At 64.1% G+C, this 14,481-nt stretch carries 15 protein-coding genes; 10 read left to right on the forward strand and 5 right to left on the reverse strand.

Annotated elements, in window-relative coordinates; all coding sequences use genetic code 11:
* Positions 1-55: 55 nt before the first annotated feature.
* Positions 56-475, reverse strand: a complete 420-nt coding sequence (locus RQI43_RS10590) for a hypothetical protein (RefSeq protein WP_311275140.1) — start codon at positions 473-475, stop codon at positions 56-58.
* A 92-nt stretch (positions 476-567) separates the two neighbouring features.
* Between RQI43_RS10590 and RQI43_RS10595 the strand changes: the two genes are divergently transcribed.
* Both RQI43_RS10595 and RQI43_RS10600 read left to right on the forward strand, forming a co-directional pair.
* Positions 568-1,473 carry a DUF817 domain-containing protein gene (locus RQI43_RS10595; RefSeq protein ID WP_311275119.1) on the forward strand — a complete coding sequence of 302 codons (906 nt, stop codon included), beginning with the start codon at positions 568-570 and terminating at the stop codon, positions 1,471-1,473.
* A gap of 74 nt (positions 1,474-1,547) precedes the next feature.
* Positions 1,548-1,748 carry a hypothetical protein gene (locus RQI43_RS10600; protein ID WP_056430960.1) on the forward strand — a complete coding sequence of 67 codons (201 nt, stop codon included), beginning with the start codon at positions 1,548-1,550 and terminating at the stop codon, positions 1,746-1,748.
* Positions 1,749-1,967: 219 nt separating this feature from the next.
* Here the strand turns inward: RQI43_RS10600 and RQI43_RS10605 are convergent, their stop codons facing one another.
* A complete protein-coding gene (locus RQI43_RS10605) occupies positions 1,968-2,183 on the reverse strand; it encodes a hypothetical protein (protein WP_018044781.1) in 216 nt (71 codons plus the stop codon).
* Between the two features lie 423 nt (positions 2,184-2,606).
* On the opposite strand from RQI43_RS10605, the gene RQI43_RS10610 reads away from it, so the two are divergent.
* From RQI43_RS10610 to RQI43_RS10620, 3 genes are all read left to right on the forward strand, one after another.
* Entirely contained in the window at positions 2,607-3,740 is a 1,134-nt protein-coding gene (locus tag RQI43_RS10610) for a trypsin-like peptidase domain-containing protein (RefSeq protein WP_311275120.1), read from the forward strand.
* A gap of 86 nt (positions 3,741-3,826) precedes the next feature.
* Positions 3,827-4,084 (forward strand): hypothetical protein, encoded by a 258-nt coding sequence (locus RQI43_RS10615; protein ID WP_311275121.1) that lies wholly within the window; start codon positions 3,827-3,829, stop codon positions 4,082-4,084.
* Positions 4,081-4,794, forward strand: coding sequence for a DnaJ domain-containing protein (locus RQI43_RS10620; RefSeq protein ID WP_311275122.1), 714 nt, complete (start codon positions 4,081-4,083; stop codon positions 4,792-4,794). Before RQI43_RS10615 ends, RQI43_RS10620 begins: the two co-directional genes overlap by 4 nt.
* A 146-nt stretch (positions 4,795-4,940) precedes the next feature.
* On the opposite strand, the gene RQI43_RS10625 is transcribed toward RQI43_RS10620, so the two are convergent.
* Entirely contained in the window at positions 4,941-6,431 is a 1,491-nt protein-coding gene (locus tag RQI43_RS10625; protein ID WP_207412809.1) for a D-alanyl-D-alanine carboxypeptidase, read from the reverse strand.
* A 299-nt stretch (positions 6,432-6,730) separates the two neighbouring features.
* Between RQI43_RS10625 and RQI43_RS10630 the strand changes: the two genes are divergently transcribed.
* The 4 genes from RQI43_RS10630 (at position 6,731) to RQI43_RS10645 (ending at position 10,959) form a co-directional block, all read left to right on the forward strand.
* Positions 6,731-7,075, forward strand: a complete 345-nt coding sequence (locus RQI43_RS10630) for a phasin family protein (protein WP_056430945.1) — start codon at positions 6,731-6,733, stop codon at positions 7,073-7,075.
* A gap of 312 nt (positions 7,076-7,387) precedes the next feature.
* Positions 7,388-7,834, forward strand: a complete 447-nt coding sequence (gene clpS, locus RQI43_RS10635; RefSeq protein ID WP_311275141.1) for an ATP-dependent Clp protease adapter ClpS — start codon at positions 7,388-7,390, stop codon at positions 7,832-7,834.
* A gap of 23 nt (positions 7,835-7,857) precedes the next feature.
* Positions 7,858-10,347, forward strand: a complete 2,490-nt coding sequence (clpA, locus tag RQI43_RS10640) for an ATP-dependent Clp protease ATP-binding subunit ClpA (RefSeq protein ID WP_056430942.1) — start codon at positions 7,858-7,860, stop codon at positions 10,345-10,347.
* A 336-nt stretch (positions 10,348-10,683) separates the two neighbouring features.
* Positions 10,684-10,959 (forward strand): hypothetical protein, encoded by a 276-nt coding sequence (locus tag RQI43_RS10645; protein ID WP_056430939.1) that lies wholly within the window; start codon positions 10,684-10,686, stop codon positions 10,957-10,959.
* 3 nt (positions 10,960-10,962) lie between these two features.
* Here RQI43_RS10645 and egtD read toward each other — a convergent pair whose 3' ends face one another.
* On the reverse strand, positions 10,963-11,937 hold the full coding sequence (gene egtD, locus RQI43_RS10650) for an L-histidine N(alpha)-methyltransferase (RefSeq protein WP_311275123.1): 975 nt from the start codon (positions 11,935-11,937) through the stop codon (positions 10,963-10,965).
* Between the two features lie 59 nt (positions 11,938-11,996).
* On the reverse strand, positions 11,997-13,271 hold the full coding sequence (gene egtB, locus RQI43_RS10655; protein ID WP_311275124.1) for an ergothioneine biosynthesis protein EgtB: 1,275 nt from the start codon (positions 13,269-13,271) through the stop codon (positions 11,997-11,999).
* Positions 13,272-13,465: 194 nt separating this feature from the next.
* On the opposite strand from egtB, the gene murI reads away from it, so the two are divergent.
* The gene (murI, locus tag RQI43_RS10660) at positions 13,466-14,344 is read left to right on the forward strand and encodes a glutamate racemase (RefSeq protein ID WP_311275125.1); all 879 of its coding nucleotides are present in this window, start codon (positions 13,466-13,468) and stop codon (positions 14,342-14,344) included.
* Positions 14,345-14,481: the final 137 nt, after the last annotated feature.

A 14,481-nucleotide genomic window follows, 5' to 3' on the forward strand; every position in this document is an offset into this window, starting at 1 on the left:
CGATCCCGACTCCGCGGAGAGGGGCTTCCGGCACATCCTCAGACTGCGGCATCGTTCAGTTCTCGGCGCCTCCTGATCGGCTTTCGAGCCACTCGATGCGTTCGTCGATCAGTTCGCGCAGCCTGTCGCGTCGCTTCGAGGCCTCCCAGCACGTGTCCGGGCAGTTGGGGGTTTCACCCTCCATGATTCCGACGATCGCCAGGACGACGAAAGCCAGGGCAAGCAGGATTCCAAATACGATCGGCCAGGCGAGGCTGAGCCCGACGAGGAGGGCGAGACCGCCCTTCAGCACGAGCGAGCCGGCAAGCTTCAGCTTGATCAGCGCCGCGAAGCTGGCGCCGCTACCAAGAACGCCTCGAAACACGCGCATGGCGATGGCGCGAAACCGACGCCGGGCCAAGAGCTTCTGCAAGCGGGCCAGATCGCGTCGCACACGCTCCGATTCCCAATCGGCGTCTTGCTCGGTCGTCCGCATCGGCAAGCGATTGCCCTCCCGCGCTATCGATAAGGTCGAGCTTCACCCTCGGCTACGCTAAGGCGGGCTGCGCCACTGCCGGAACCGCTTACGTGACAGACATCCAGACCCAAAGCGCCGCCCGCACCTGGCCGCCCATCGCCCGGTTCGCCGGCATTGAGGCACGTCTCGGTGCATGGGCCCTGGGGCGGGGACCTTTCGCGGCGGGACTCTACGAATTCCTGAGGTTCGGCATCAAGCAGGGGTGGGCGTGCCTGTTCGGCGGTTTGCTCTGCGCCCTGCTCATCGCGAGCTACCTGCTCTATCCGCCGCATGCGGCGATCAGTCGGTACGATTTTCTCACGCTGTCGGCGGTGGCGATACAGATAGCGCTTCTCGCCCTGCGCATGGAGACCTGGGAGGAGGCGAAAGTGATTGCGCTCTTCCATGTGGTCGGGACGGTGATGGAGATCTTCAAGACTGCCGTCGGGTCATGGATCTATCCGGAGGCCAGTCTGCTCCGCATTGCGGGTGTGCCGCTCTTCACCGGCTTCATGTATGCGAGCATCGGCTCCTACATCGCCCGGGTGTGGCGCCTGTTCGACTTCCGCTTCACCCATCATCCCGGCACCGGCGTGACGCTCCTGCTGGCCGCGGCGATCTACGTGAACTTCTTCACCCATCACTACGCGACGGACATCCGCCTCGGGTTGTTCGCGGCAACGGCCGTGTTGTTCGGCCGAACCTGGGTGCATTTCAAAGTCTGGCGGGTGCACCGGAGAATGCCGCTTCTCCTGGGCTTCCTGCTCGTCGCACTGTTCATCTGGTTTGCCGAAAATATCGGCACGGGGACGCGGGTCTGGCTCTATCCGAACCAGACATCGACCTGGGCGATGGTTTCCTGGCAGAAACTGGGTGCCTGGTATTTGCTGATGATCATTTCCTACGTGCTGGTCACCCTCGTGAACAAACCGGAGATTTATCGACACGGCGGGATCGAGCGGAGAAATTCGAGATAATAGCGATCGGCCTTCTTCAAGGTTTGGCAAGATCGAACGGGCTATGCCCATTCGAGCCATGAGGAACCCCGTTCATGAGTGATTCCATCGCCGGCCTTGCACAGTCGATCGTGTCGAACCAGACGGCTGCGACGCGAGAGTCGATGCAGACGACTTTCATACGCAAGCAAGGCGAAAGCGACCGGGCCATTTCCCAGATGTTGCAGCAATCCGCCGATCAGCAGAAGGCCGTTCTTCCCGAAGGCCAAGGTGCGGTCGTGGACCGGCAGGTCTGAGCCTCGGTCACCATCGGCGACAAGGCCCGATGATTGCCCGCATCGAGGCAGGCTATGCCGTAGGACGGGTCGGGTTGCCCGCAAAGGATGACGCATGCATCGGACAGGCGGGTCCGACTAGCTACATCATCGTTACGCCCGCTGCGCGGCGCGGTCGGTTCCGCGCCGGCGGCTGGGTCTAAAAGAGCTCGTCAGTCGGGTGACAGAAGCCGTAGCGGATCAATTGAGATAGGTGCGGATCCAGTTCGGCGAGAGAATTTCGCCTTCTTCCGTGATGATCCACGGCTGCTTTGCCGGGTCGGTCAGGGCGCCTGCGGCGGCCTCGATCGCCTCGCGAAGGGTGCCGTAGCGCGCAGGCTGGGCCAGCGGCGCCGGGACGGGAGTAGTCCGCCAGATCGTCAGATCGGCAGGACGTTCGAGGGCTTCGGTTTCCATAACAATGTTTCCTTGAACCTGAGAGGGTCATTCCCCGCGGGTCTGTGCGACTGAACCAGCACTTGGCGCAGCCAGCGCGGGATGTGTTTCCGTGAGAATGGAAGCATCTCTAGGGCATCTTTGCGATCAATTTAGGCATTGCCATGATGAGTATGGCAGACCCAATCTTTTATCCCCTGCCTTAAGCATCATGTTTTGGACACAAAGCTTGAAGCCGCTGCTCTGGGACGCCCTCTTTTTATGATGAAGAGTTGAGAGTGGCAGTGCTTGTCGTACTTGTAGCTTGAACGTTGGGGCGGAACCGTGTGCCTGCGCACCCGGATCGTGCCACCCGTCAAAACAGTTGAACGGAGATGCGTGACCGACCAGTTAATGCGACAGACGCAGTCCAGAATTTTTCCAAAGCTGTGAAAGGGATGTGACATGTCGGACCGCTTTGGCCGCATCGCGATCACAGCGGCCCTGGTGCTCATGGCCCTCTATGTCGGGCAGCCCTATATGGCGGCCCTCCTGTTCTCGGCCGAAACCCCGCGGGCGATCACGGCGCGGGGGGATCTGGCCCAAGCGGAAGTGTCCACTGCGACGTTGTTCGAGCGTGCGAGCCCATCGGTCGTGCATGTCTTCGCCCAGGCCGCCGCACAGGGGCGCTCCCTGATGAGCCCCGACGCCGAGGAGGGCGAAGGCGGCACCGGTGCGCAGACGGGTACGGGCTTCGTCTGGGATGGCGCAGGGCATGTGGTCACCAACAATCACGTGGTCGCATCGGCTGCCCAGCGGGGCGGGTCGGTGTCCGTTCGCCTTTCCTCGGGTGAAGTCCGTCCGGCGACGATCGTCGGCACTGCGCCGAGCTACGATCTCGCCGTACTTCGCCTCGGCGGCACCGGCGCCGTTCCGCCGCCCCTCGCCATCGGTACCTCGGCGGATCTCAAGGTCGGGCAATCGGCCTTCGCCATCGGGAATCCATTCGGTCTCGACCATACCCTGACGACGGGTGTCATTAGCGCGCTTCGCCGCCGCCTCCCGACGGGGGAGGGGAGGGAGCTGTCCGGCGTCATCCAGACCGACGCCGCGATCAATCCCGGCAATTCGGGCGGCCCACTCCTCGATTCCGCCGGACGCCTCGTGGGCGTCAACACGGCGATCTATTCTCCCTCCGGTGCCAGCGCCGGCATCGGTTTCGCGATTCCCGTGGATGTCGTGAACCGGGTCGTCCCCGAACTCATCCGCAACGGACGCACCCGCAATCCGGGTATCGGCATCATCGCCGGGCAGGAGGCCACCGCCGCGCGCCTCGGGATCGACGGTGTCGTGGTCCTGCGGGTTCTGCGCGGATCGCCGGCCGCCGAAGCCGGCTTGCGTGGCGTCGACGTTCAGACCGGCACGATAGGCGACATCATCGTCGGAGCCGCCGGCCAGCCCGTGCACCGCCTGGCCGACCTCACCGCGGCAATGGAAGCGGCGGGGATCGGCAAGTCCATCGAGCTCGCTGTGGAGCGGGACGGGCGCATCCGCAAGGTGACGGTCACCACGGCGGATGTCGCAGAGACGCGGCAATAAGGCTTTCCCGGTTCGGGCTGTCACATTGGCCGTTTCCGGTGCAGTAGGGACGGAACCGCGCCGCACGAGAACACGCAAGACACGCAATGACGACGAAGGCCAGCCTGTCCCGATCCCTCGTCTGCGTCGCGCTGGCGCTCGGCACGATGCCGGCCGAAGCGAGCGACAGGGCGCGGCGCTTATGCCCCGGCGACGCTCCCGAGGGAGTTCGCCCGCCGTCTCGTGAGCGTTGCCCGGACCGTATTACTGAGGAGACCGGCTCGCGGAGTGGTTCGCACCGGATTGGCGAGGTCCAGATCCGGATCGCCGGACGGGTCTCACTCGATCACGACATCCGCCGATGACGATTCTCGCCGCCCTCGCGGCCCTGTTCGTCCTGTGGTGGTACGCGAAGAACGCGAAGCCCCAACTCGTTCGGCGCTTGCGGCGCCTGATCACGCCGCGTGTCGTGAGACGCAGCGGAGGCTATGTCTTGCTCGCCCTGGCAGCTGTGGCGGCAATTCGCGGACGGGTCGAACTCGCGATCCTGTTCGGGGGCATCGCGTTCTGGTTTCTCGACGGTGTCGATGCCCTCGTCGTCCGGCTGCGCGGACTGGTCGGGCGTGTTGCCGTCGCACGGCCCACGATCGTGCTGTTCGAGGTGATGCCTGACGGACGGACCGCTGACGGGATCGTTCAGATCGGTCCCTATGCCGGCCGTCGCCTGTCACAGCTTCCGGATGCGGCGCTCATGCAGATCTTCGCCGTCTGCCGCAAGGTGGATCGCATCGCCGCCCGCCGGCTACAGACGTATCTCGACGGCAGGACTGCCGCCGGGCGTGTAGACGCTGAGAGAGATGCCAACGCGCGGTCGCGCCGTTCGCCGGATCCAGGGTCGATGACGCAGGAGGAGGCTCACCAGATCCTGGGGCTTCAGAGCGGGGCGACCTTGCAGCAGATCCGCACGGCTCATCGGACGCTGATGAAACGGTGGCATCCCGACCAGGGCGGAACGGTCGAGGGGGCTTCGCGTATCAACGCGGCCCGAGACAGGCTTGTGAGCCGACATCGCTGATACTCCACGCGCGTTGCCAGAAAAATGCTCGATCAGACCCGACCGGCGAACAGCCGTCGGGGTTCGACGAAGACGCGAAGGGCGTCGTCGCCGTTGTTAGGACGGCTTCGGCCTCCTGAAGAGGGAAGCCGTCGCGTTGGTGGAGTTCAGCTTCGCGTGGCGAAGCAGTTGAAGCCGTTGCGCTTCAGGGTCGAGCAGGCATCCTGGGCGGCTTCCTGTTCGCTGAAGCCGGAGAACCGCGCCCGGTAAAGGGTGGCGCCGCCGTGATCGACCCGCACGGTGTAAGGTGACGCCTTGGAGAGCGCGCTGCCGGCCCGGCTGCGAGCCTCGGAGAGCATCGACTTGGCCTTGTCTTCGTCGTCCATGGCGCCGAGCTGGATCACCCAGGCGGTGGGCGTGACGCGGCTCGTGGATGCTGCCTTCGGTGCGGGGTCGGACCGGGCGCCGTCGACCGATGCGAGGCGGGCGTCGGACTTGCCGCTGGGCGAGGTTTTGGCTCCCGGGAACGCGGCGGGTGCGCTGCTCGGGGCATAGGCCTGAGCCGAGGCCGGGAGGGCGCCGCTCCGCCACTTGGCGCCGGCGCTTCCGGGCGTGGTTGTCTGGCGCGGGCTGATGTCGAGGGGCTGGGTCGAAGCGGTGGTCTCGACCTCCACGTCCTCGTCATCGGCCGAGGCGACCTGCGTGCGGGTCCGCGACGTGGCGTCCGCGACCACGGCGGGACGGCCACGCTCGGCGACTTCCGTCACGGCCGGCGTCTGGCGGTTGCCGGCATAGGCCCGGGGCAGGTTCGCCCGGACGAGATCGGCCATGATCCGGTCGCGGCTGGCGCCGGACTTTCCGCCGAGCACGATCGCGACGATCTGGCGGTCGTCGGACTTGGCGGCGGTCATCAGGTTGAAGCCCGAATCGCGGGTGTAGCCGGTTTTGATACCGTCGACGCCCTCGACATTTCCAAGGAGGCGGTTGTGGTTTCCGATGACCCGGCCGCGGAAGGCGAAGGAGCGCGTCTGGAAATATTTGTAGTAGCGCGGAAACCGGTCCTGGATCGCGCGGGCGAGGATGGTCAGATCGCGCGCCGTGGTGATCTGGTCCGCATCGGGCAGGCCCGAGGCATTGGCGTAGTTGGTCCTGGTCATGCCCAGGGCCTGCGCCTTGCGGGTCATCATCTCGGCGAATTTCGGCTCGGAGCCAGCGATGTTCTCGCCGATGGCGCAAGCCACGTCGTTGGCGGATTTCGTAACGATGGCCTTGATCGCGTCCTCGACCTCGATCGTCGAGCCAGGCCGGAGCCCGAGCTTGGATGGGGATTGGGAGGCTGCGAAGGCGGAGATGGTCAGCGGCGAATCGAGGTTAAAGCGGCCGCGCTCGAGCTGCTCGAACAGCATGTAGAGCGTCATCACCTTGGTGATCGAGGCCGGATGCCGGAGGGAATCCTCGTTGACCGCATGCAGGGTACGGCCGGTCTTCACGTCGATCACCATGGCGGCGTAGGGTGGGTTGTAGCCCCCGCCGCCGCCCCGGTGATGGTGCCCGCGACGCGCGTCGGCGGGCGAGGCGATGGCCGTGAGAACGGCTGCGGCCGCAATGAGGGCCGGCAGTCCATGGGTCGTCCGGGAGCGACTCGGAACGCTACGCATCGCGACGGGGTGTCCTCGACAACCGATCGTGAGATCGGCTTGCACTGCATCATCACTGCAAAGCCGGCGAACGTGCCGCCGTGACCTCGCAACATCTGTCAATCAGGCTAGGTCGACGCGGTTACGGCCCGGTTAATGCCTGGCGATTGATTTGACCGTTTTTGCTGCGATGCAACATGATCTTGACGTTCCATGTTGCATCGCACATAGAGACGGCATTGGTCGCTTCCGCGGGTCGGGGAACCGGCCTTGTCGACATCCGGCCCTAGAGGAATGCCCGAAAGGGTATCTCGCATCCCATGACCAGTCAGCTTTTCGACAAGATCCCCGCTTTCGACAAATCCGGCATCGACTCGGTGATGAAGAACGTCTCGCTGGTGGCGCGGACGAACCAGACCGTCGGAACCGAGATGGCGGATTACACCAAGCAGTCGTTCGAGCATGGCACCGCCACCATGAAGAAGCTGGCCGAGGCGAAGACCCCTCAGAGCGCCATGGAAATCCAGGCCGAGTTCATGAAGGCGTCCTACGAGCGTATGGTCGCTCAAGCGAAGCTGGTCGGCGGCCTGTATGCCGAACTCGCTAAGGAAATCGGCAAGCCGCTCGAGGGCCTGACGAAGATCAAGCTTCCCGCCACCAACTGAGCTCCCCCGGCGCCAGCGCCCGAGAGACCGAAAAAGCTATTCCGAAGGGCGATCGAGCGACGGCTCGGTCGCCCTTTTTCGTGCGCCACGGCACCTTCCGGCGCCGGGCCTGGGCGATGTTCGCCCGGCGGTAGGCATCCGTGGCGTCGAGTGACCGGACAAGTGCGCGCAGGCGACTGGCGAAGTCGGGAAACGGCCTATAGATTGGACGAGAAGCAGGTGCGCCGCGCCAGCGTGCAGTCGGGAAGCCGGTCGGTTCTTACATATCCGCGTCCGGACTCCGCTGCCACAAATGGGGTCGATGCTATTCCGATGTTCGACGACCCGATGCGTTGTCTGGTCTCTTCCGTCATGGATCACGGCAGTTTCGCCGCGACCATCGGACGTGATGGCGCGAATTCTGTCGGTCCCACGGTGCCGCGCGCCGCTGATCCCCTCGGACCGGGTGGCACCGACGACGGTCGCTCGGGGACTGCGATCATCACGCGGACCAAGCCCAAGACCAAGCGGCCGAGCCTGTACCGCGTCCTCCTGCTCAACGACGATTACACGCCGATGGAATTCGTCGTGCACGTGGTCGAGAAGTTCTTCAATAAATCACAGGCCGATGCCTACCAGATCATGATGCACGTGCATCAGAACGGCGTCGGCGAGTGCGGGATCTTTACGTACGAAGTGGCGGAGACCAAGGTGACGCAGGTCATGGACTTCGCGCGTAAACACCAACATCCTCTCCAGTGCGTCATGGAAAAAAAATAGGCACCCCACACGAGGACCCGCTTTTGCCCAGCTTCTCTCGCAGCCTAGAACAAGCTCTCCACCGCGCCCTGGCGCTCGCCGGCGAGCGCCGGCACGAATACGCGACGCTGGAGCACCTGCTCCTCGCCCTGGTGGACGACCAGGATGCCGCAGCCGTCATGCGCGCCTGTAACGTCGAGGTCGACACGCTGAAACGCAGCCTGGTCGAGTATGTGGATACCGAACTCGCCAACCTGATCGGGGATGGTCGGCAGGATGCCAAGCCGACGGCGGGCTTCCAGCGGGTCATCCAGCGGGCGGTCATCCATGTGCAATCATCCGGCCGGGAAGAGGTGACAGGGGCCAACGTGCTCGTAGCGATCTTCGCCGAGCGCGAAAGCCATGCCGCCTATTTCCTGCAGGAGCAGGACATGACCCGCTACGACGCGGTCAATTACATCAGCCACGGCATCGCCAAGCGCCCGGGCGCTTCGGAGGCGAAGCCGGTTCGCGGTGCGGAAGAGGAGCCCTCGTCCGAGCGCCCGAGCGGCGACGAGGCCGAGAACCGCACGAAGAAGAAGGGGGACGCGCTGGATGCCTATTGCGTCAACCTCAACAAGAAGGCCCGGGATGGTCGGATCGATCCGCTGATCGGACGTGAGAGCGAGGTCCAGCGTACCATCCAGATCCTTTGCCGCCGGCAGAAGAACAATCCTCTGCTCGTGGGCGACCCGGGCGTGGGCAAGACTGCCATCGCCGAGGGATTGGCGCGCAAAATCATCAACAAGGAAGTCCCGGAAGTTCTCATCGATGCGACGGTGTTCTCCCTCGACATGGGGACGTTGCTCGCCGGCACGCGCTATCGCGGCGACTTCGAGGAGCGCCTCAAGCAGGTGATGAAGGAAATCGAGGCGCATCCGAACGCGGTGCTGTTCATCGATGAAATCCATACGGTCATCGGAGCCGGTGCGACGTCCGGCGGCGCGATGGACGCGTCGAACCTCCTCAAGCCGGCTCTGGCCAACGGCTCGCTTCGGTGCATCGGCTCGACCACCTACAAGGAGTATCGCCAGTACTTCGAGAAGGACCGTGCCCTGGTGCGCCGGTTCCAGAAGATCGACGTCAACGAGCCGTCGATCCCGGACGCTATCGAGATCGTGAAGGGGCTCAAGCCCTATTTCGAGGAGTTCCACAAGCTCAAGTACACGACCGAGGCCGTGAAGGCCGCCGTGGAACTGTCGGCGCGCTACATCAACGACCGTAAGCTGCCGGACAAGGCGATCGACGTGATCGACGAGACCGGCGCCTCGCAGATGCTGGTGCCGGAAGCCCGCCGCAAGCGGACCATAGGCGTCAAGGAGATCGAGGCGACCATCGCCACGATGGCTCGCATCCCGGCAAAGACCGTCTCCAAGGACGACGCCGTGGTTCTGAAGAACCTCACCGAGAACCTGAAGCGCGTCGTCTACGGCCAGTCGAATGCCATCGAGGCGCTGACTTCGGCGATCAAGCTGGCCCGTGCCGGTCTGCGTGACCCCGACAAGCCGATCGGTTCCTACCTGTTTGCCGGCCCGACCGGCGTCGGCAAGACGGAGGCGGCCAAGCAGCTGGCCTCATCGCTCGGCATCGAGATGATCCGCTTCGACATGTCGGAGTACATGGAGCGGCATACGGTGAGCCGCCTGATCGGCGCACCGCCCGGCTATGTCGGCTTCGACCAGGGCGGGCTGCTCACGGACGGGATCGACCAGCATCCGCATTGCGTGCTGCTGCTGGACGAAATCGAGAAGGCTCATCCCGACCTGTTCAACATCCTGTTGCAGGTGATGGATCACGGCAAGCTCACCGATCACAACGGCAAGCAGGTCGATTTCCGCAATGTCATCATCATCATGACGACGAATGCGGGTGCGTCTGACATGGCGAAGTCCGCCTATGGCTTCACTCAGACCAAGCGCACGGGAGACGACGTGGAGGCGATCAACAAGCTCTTCGCGCCCGAATTCCGGAATCGCCTCGACTCGATCATCTCCTTCGGACATCTGCCGAAGGACGTGGTGGCCAAAGTCGTCGACAAGTTCGTGCTTCAGCTCGAGGCCCAGCTCGCCGATCGCAACGTCACGATCGAGCTGTCCGACGAAGCACGCGAGTGGCTGACCGAGAATGGCTACGACGAGGCGATGGGCGCGCGGCCAATGGCACGCCTGATCCAGACCACGATCAAGACTCCACTCGCCGACGAGGTGCTTTTCGGACGTCTCAAGGATGGCGGCGCGGTCAGGGTGGTGTTGAAGAAAGCCGAGGACGGCGAGGCGCTGGCGCAGAAAGATGCACTGGCCTTCGAGTTCCCGGCCGGCCCGGTGACGCCCAAGCCGGAAAAGGACGTCACCGACGCCGGTGGCAGCAAGCGCAAGCGTAGCCGGGCGAAGGCTGCTCCGCGGAAGAAGGACGAGGCGAAGAAGGACGACAAGGGCGGTTCCGGCGGTTCGGGCGGTGTCCGCACCGTTCCTAAGGTTCCTCTCGTTCGAGCCTGATCGCACGAGGCATCGGTCAAAAGGGGCGCGTCTTCCTCAACGGAAGATGCGCCCCTTCTGCGTTATGCCGTGCACAAATGGGCCTGCCCCACGGGGTTGGGTGATCGAGACTTCGTATCGTGCCACGAAAACGTCGGTCCCGTGGTCGACATGGGCATGATCGGTCGTTAGCAACCGCGTTCGAATGGGTGCATAGGCGCCCGTCGGGTCGTGAATCCTGCGAGGGGGCTCGCCGAGCGACATGACAGGTTCAGGTGTCCGGCGACGCTTCAGATCGTCGCCAGGAGCATCGAGCCTGTGATCGTCATAGCCACTCGCGACAACAGGGGAGTATCCATGAGCGATCTGCAAGAGGGCCCCCTGACGCCACTCTCCAGCCAAGGCACGCATGTCGCGGCCCGCCCGCAGAAACTGACCCGCCGAGAAGAGCGTCGACGCCGGCGCATGCGCCGTCGCCGCGGCGAGGAAATCCTGGGTTGGATCCTCGTTCCGATCATCTGCTACGGGATCTATTGGGGCATCAGCGCCGGTTTCGACGTGCTCGGCACCACCCCGGGGACCGTCTGGGACCAGCTGATGCAGGTCAAGCAGATGCTCGAGAAAAAAGCCTGATCCTTATCCGCGTGTCAGGGCATGGACCGAGAACAGGCGCTCGCCGTCGGTCCAGCTCTTGGCCACGTTCCATCCGGCTTGGCTGGCGAGGTCGCGGAAGCCGTCGACCGTGTACTTGTAGCTGTTCTCGGTATGGATCGTTTCTCCCTCCGAGAAGCTGAACCGGCGGCCCGCGAGTGATACCTGCTGGGCGCGCAGGCTGACGAGATGCATCTCGATCCGCGAAGCCTCCGGGGCGAAGTAGGCCCGGTGGGCGAAGGCTGACGGGTCGAAGTCGGCGCCGAGTTCGCGATTGATTCGATGCAGCAAGTTGATGTTGAACCGCGCCGTCACTCCCGCCGCATCGTCATAGGCCGCGTCCAGCGCGGACTTGTCTTTCACGAGATCGACGCCGACGACGAGAGATGCCCCGCGACCTAGAACCCTCCCGAAATGGGCGAGGAGATGGGCCGCCTGGGGCGGCTCGAAATTTCCGATTGTCGAGCCCGGAAAGAACCCCGCCACGGCGCTGTTGGAAAGCCCGTCGGGGAGAGTGAAGGGCCGAGTGAAATCCGCAGCCACCGGTTGGATCGACAGCCGAGGGAAATCGCGAGACAGAGTCTCGGCCTCGCTCCTCAGGAAGCTCTCGGAAACGTCCACCGGCACGTAGGCCGCCAGATCAGTCAGATGGACGAGAAGACGCCGAACCTTCACCGTCGAGCCGCTACCGAATTCCACGAGGTTCGCGCGCGGGGGAAGAAGCGAGGCGATGTCCGCCCCCGATTCATCCAGAATACCGATCTCGGTTCGGGTCGGGTAATATTCCGGCTGGCGGGTGATCGCCTCGAACAAATCCGAGCCGACCTCGTCGTAGAAATACTTCGCCGGAATGAATTTCTGCGCCGCCGTGAGTCCGACCAGGACGTCATCGCGGAATTGTTCTTCCGAGCTGACGGCGGACAGGGGTGTGGCGTCCGTGAAGACGGGATTGATGGTCACGGGCAAGTCTCCGAAGGACGCCAAAGGACGCTGGGTTACGCGGGTGTGGGAAACGACGCTCAGTCGCGATAGTTCGACAGCCGCAGTCCCGTGAATTGCCAGCGCTGGTGGGGATAGAAGAAGTTGCGATAGCCGATGCGGGCATGTCCTCCCGATGTCGCCACCGAGGAACCGCGCAGAACGAACTGGTTCGACATGAACTTGCCGTTGTATTCGCCGAGCGCACCGGACACCGGCCTGTAGCCCGGGTAGGACAAATAGGCCGAGCGGGTCCATTGCCAGACGAGGCCGAAAGCGTCGTCGAGAAGGCCCTCCTTGGCGGCGATCTCCCATTCGAATTCGGTCGGCAGGTGGCGCCCCGCCCATCGAGCGAAGGCATCCGCCTCGAAATAGCTCACATGGGTGACAGGCAAGGCTGGGTCGATGCCTGCCTGCCCGGCAAAGGTCATGCTCGACCATTGCCTTGCATCGTTGCGCTGCCAGTAACCAGGGGCCTCCCAGCCCTCCGCCTGCACCGCGAGCCAGCCATCCGAGAGCCAGAGTTCAGGACGCGCGTAGCCGCCGTCTTCGATGAAGGCAAGCCATTGCGCATTGGTGACGAGGCCTTTGTCGATCCGGCACGGCAGGATCAGAGTCTCATGTCGCGGCGACTCGTTGTCGAACGAAAAGCCTTCGCCCTCATGCCCGATCTTCGCCACCCCACCCCGCAGTTCGGCGGCTCCGCCGCGCGATACCGGACGGGGAAATCGCCATCCGGCATCGTAGACGGGGCTCAGCGGGTTCTGCGCGAAGGCATGGAGAATGTCCGTGAGCAGCAATTCCTGGTGCTGCTGCTCATGATAGAGGCCGATTTCGAGGATCGGCAACACGGTCTCCAGGGTCGCGTCGGTAGCATCCGATAGGAGGCTTTCCACTGCCCGGTCCACATGGGCACGGTACCCGGCGACTTCGTCGGCGGTCGGGCGGGTGATGAGGCCGCGCATGATTCGCGGCTGCCGGGGGCCGGCCGCGACGTAATAGGAATTGAACAGGTAGTGCAGCCGCTCGTCATAGATGCGGTAGCCGGGGACGTGATCACGCAGGAGAAATTGCTCGAAGAACCACGTGGTATGGGCCCGATGCCATTTCGTCGGACTGGCATCCGCCATGGACTGAATCTGCTGGTCCTCCGGCGAGAGCGGCGCGGCGCGGCGCTCCGTTTCGTCGCGTACCGCGCGGAAGGCTCTGATCCAGGCTGCGCGATCTACCGGTCGCGCCGATACGTTAGGCGGCGGGAATGCTGCGCCGTCCGCCTGATGGTGCGAGGTCTCGCGAATTGCCGCTGTCGCTGCCATGTCGATCACTCCACTCGCATCCATGATGCGGAAATATGGCTCCGCTGCTATTCGGCAACGGCCCTTCGTCTGCGCCCATCGCCGCGGCGCACAAGCGCTGAAAATGCCGGGCCTTTTTCATGCCGCAGTGACACGGCCTTAACCCTGTCGCCCGACACTCTGCCATCCACGCACTGTGTCCAGGCAAGGCTCGTATGCGGATCGATCTGATGGCGGGAGCGATGACAGCGGCCCTGGTTGCCGAAATCCGGCCGACCCCGACGATCCTCGTCTTCGATTCGGGGCTCGGGGGGCTGACGGTTCTCGAACAGGTGCGGCGGGCCCGCCCCGACGCGCGTTACGTCTATGCGGCGGACGATGCGGCTTTTCCCTATGGCCGCCTCTCCGAGACCATCCTCGTCGCCCGCGTCGCGACGGTGATGGAACGACTGATCGCGCGCCACGCGCCCGACCTCATCGTCATCGCCTGCAACACCGCATCGACCCTCGTGCTTCCCGCTCTCCGGGCAGGTTTCTCCACCCCCTTCGTGGGCGTCGTGCCACCGATCAAGCCAGCGGCGGAAGCGACGCGTTCACGCAGGATCACTCTTCTGGCGACGCCGGGGACGGTTGCGCGGCCCTACACCCACGACCTGATCGAGACCTATGCGGGCGATTGCGTGGTCACGCTCGTCGGATCGCCGAATCTAGCGGCCTATGCCGAGGCCGAACTTGCGGGTCATCCTGTCGACGATGCGCTGCTCGCCGCCGAAATCGCACCCTGCTTCGTCGAGGGAGAGGATGGTCGGCGCACGGATGTGGTCTGCCTCGCCTGCACCCATTATCCGCTGCTGCTCGCGCGGTTCCAGCGCCTTGCCCCATGGGAAGTGAGCTGGATCGACCCGGCGCCGGCCATCGCCCGCCGGGTGACACAGCTTCTCGGTCCATCCCGTCGTAAGCCCCTGGACGACATCCCCCCGGGACTCACGGCCTTCACCAGCGGTGCGGGCGTCACGGCTTCCTTGCGTCGCTCTCTCGACGCAAGAGGTGTCGGCGATGTCGCCGTGGAGATGATGCCGCTCGCCTTGCAATAGATGTGTTGCCGCCTCGGCATTGACCCTTGGGCATCTCTCGCTTATGCAGCGCAGAGTTACGGGGCTCCGAGAGGGGCCCCGCAGCTTTTTCAAGCGCACCCGTGAGCGGCAATGTCCGCTCTGTCGTTCCGCTTCGG

Origin of the sequence: Methylobacterium sp. WCS2018Hpa-22 (genome assembly GCF_031843785.1) — a bacterium.
Classification (GTDB): Bacteria; Pseudomonadota; Alphaproteobacteria; order Rhizobiales; family Beijerinckiaceae; genus Methylobacterium.

Bases quoted from the DNA above. Each gene is read 5' to 3' on its own strand.
- RQI43_RS10625 (WP_207412809.1), bottom strand. From the start codon at position 6,431: ATGCGTAGCGTTCCGAGTCGCTCCCGGACGACCCATGGACTGCCGGCC.
- RQI43_RS10620 (WP_311275122.1), top strand. From the start codon at position 4,081: ATGACGATTCTCGCCGCCCTCGCGGCCCTGTTCGTCCTGTGGTGGTAC.
- murI (WP_311275125.1), top strand. From the start codon at position 13,466: ATGCGGATCGATCTGATGGCGGGAGCGATGACAGCGGCCCTGGTTGCC.
- RQI43_RS10645 (WP_056430939.1), top strand. From the start codon at position 10,684: ATGAGCGATCTGCAAGAGGGCCCCCTGACGCCACTCTCCAGCCAAGGC.
- RQI43_RS10590 (WP_311275140.1), bottom strand. From the start codon at position 475: ATGCGGACGACCGAGCAAGACGCCGATTGGGAATCGGAGCGTGTGCGA.
- RQI43_RS10610 (WP_311275120.1), top strand. From the start codon at position 2,607: ATGTCGGACCGCTTTGGCCGCATCGCGATCACAGCGGCCCTGGTGCTC.
- egtB (WP_311275124.1), bottom strand. From the start codon at position 13,271: ATGGCAGCGACAGCGGCAATTCGCGAGACCTCGCACCATCAGGCGGAC.
- RQI43_RS10605 (WP_018044781.1), bottom strand. From the start codon at position 2,183: ATGGAAACCGAAGCCCTCGAACGTCCTGCCGATCTGACGATCTGGCGG.
- RQI43_RS10630 (WP_056430945.1), top strand. From the start codon at position 6,731: ATGACCAGTCAGCTTTTCGACAAGATCCCCGCTTTCGACAAATCCGGC.
- RQI43_RS10600 (WP_056430960.1), top strand. From the start codon at position 1,548: ATGAGTGATTCCATCGCCGGCCTTGCACAGTCGATCGTGTCGAACCAG.
- RQI43_RS10615 (WP_311275121.1), top strand. From the start codon at position 3,827: ATGACGACGAAGGCCAGCCTGTCCCGATCCCTCGTCTGCGTCGCGCTG.
- clpS (WP_311275141.1), top strand. From the start codon at position 7,388: ATGTTCGACGACCCGATGCGTTGTCTGGTCTCTTCCGTCATGGATCAC.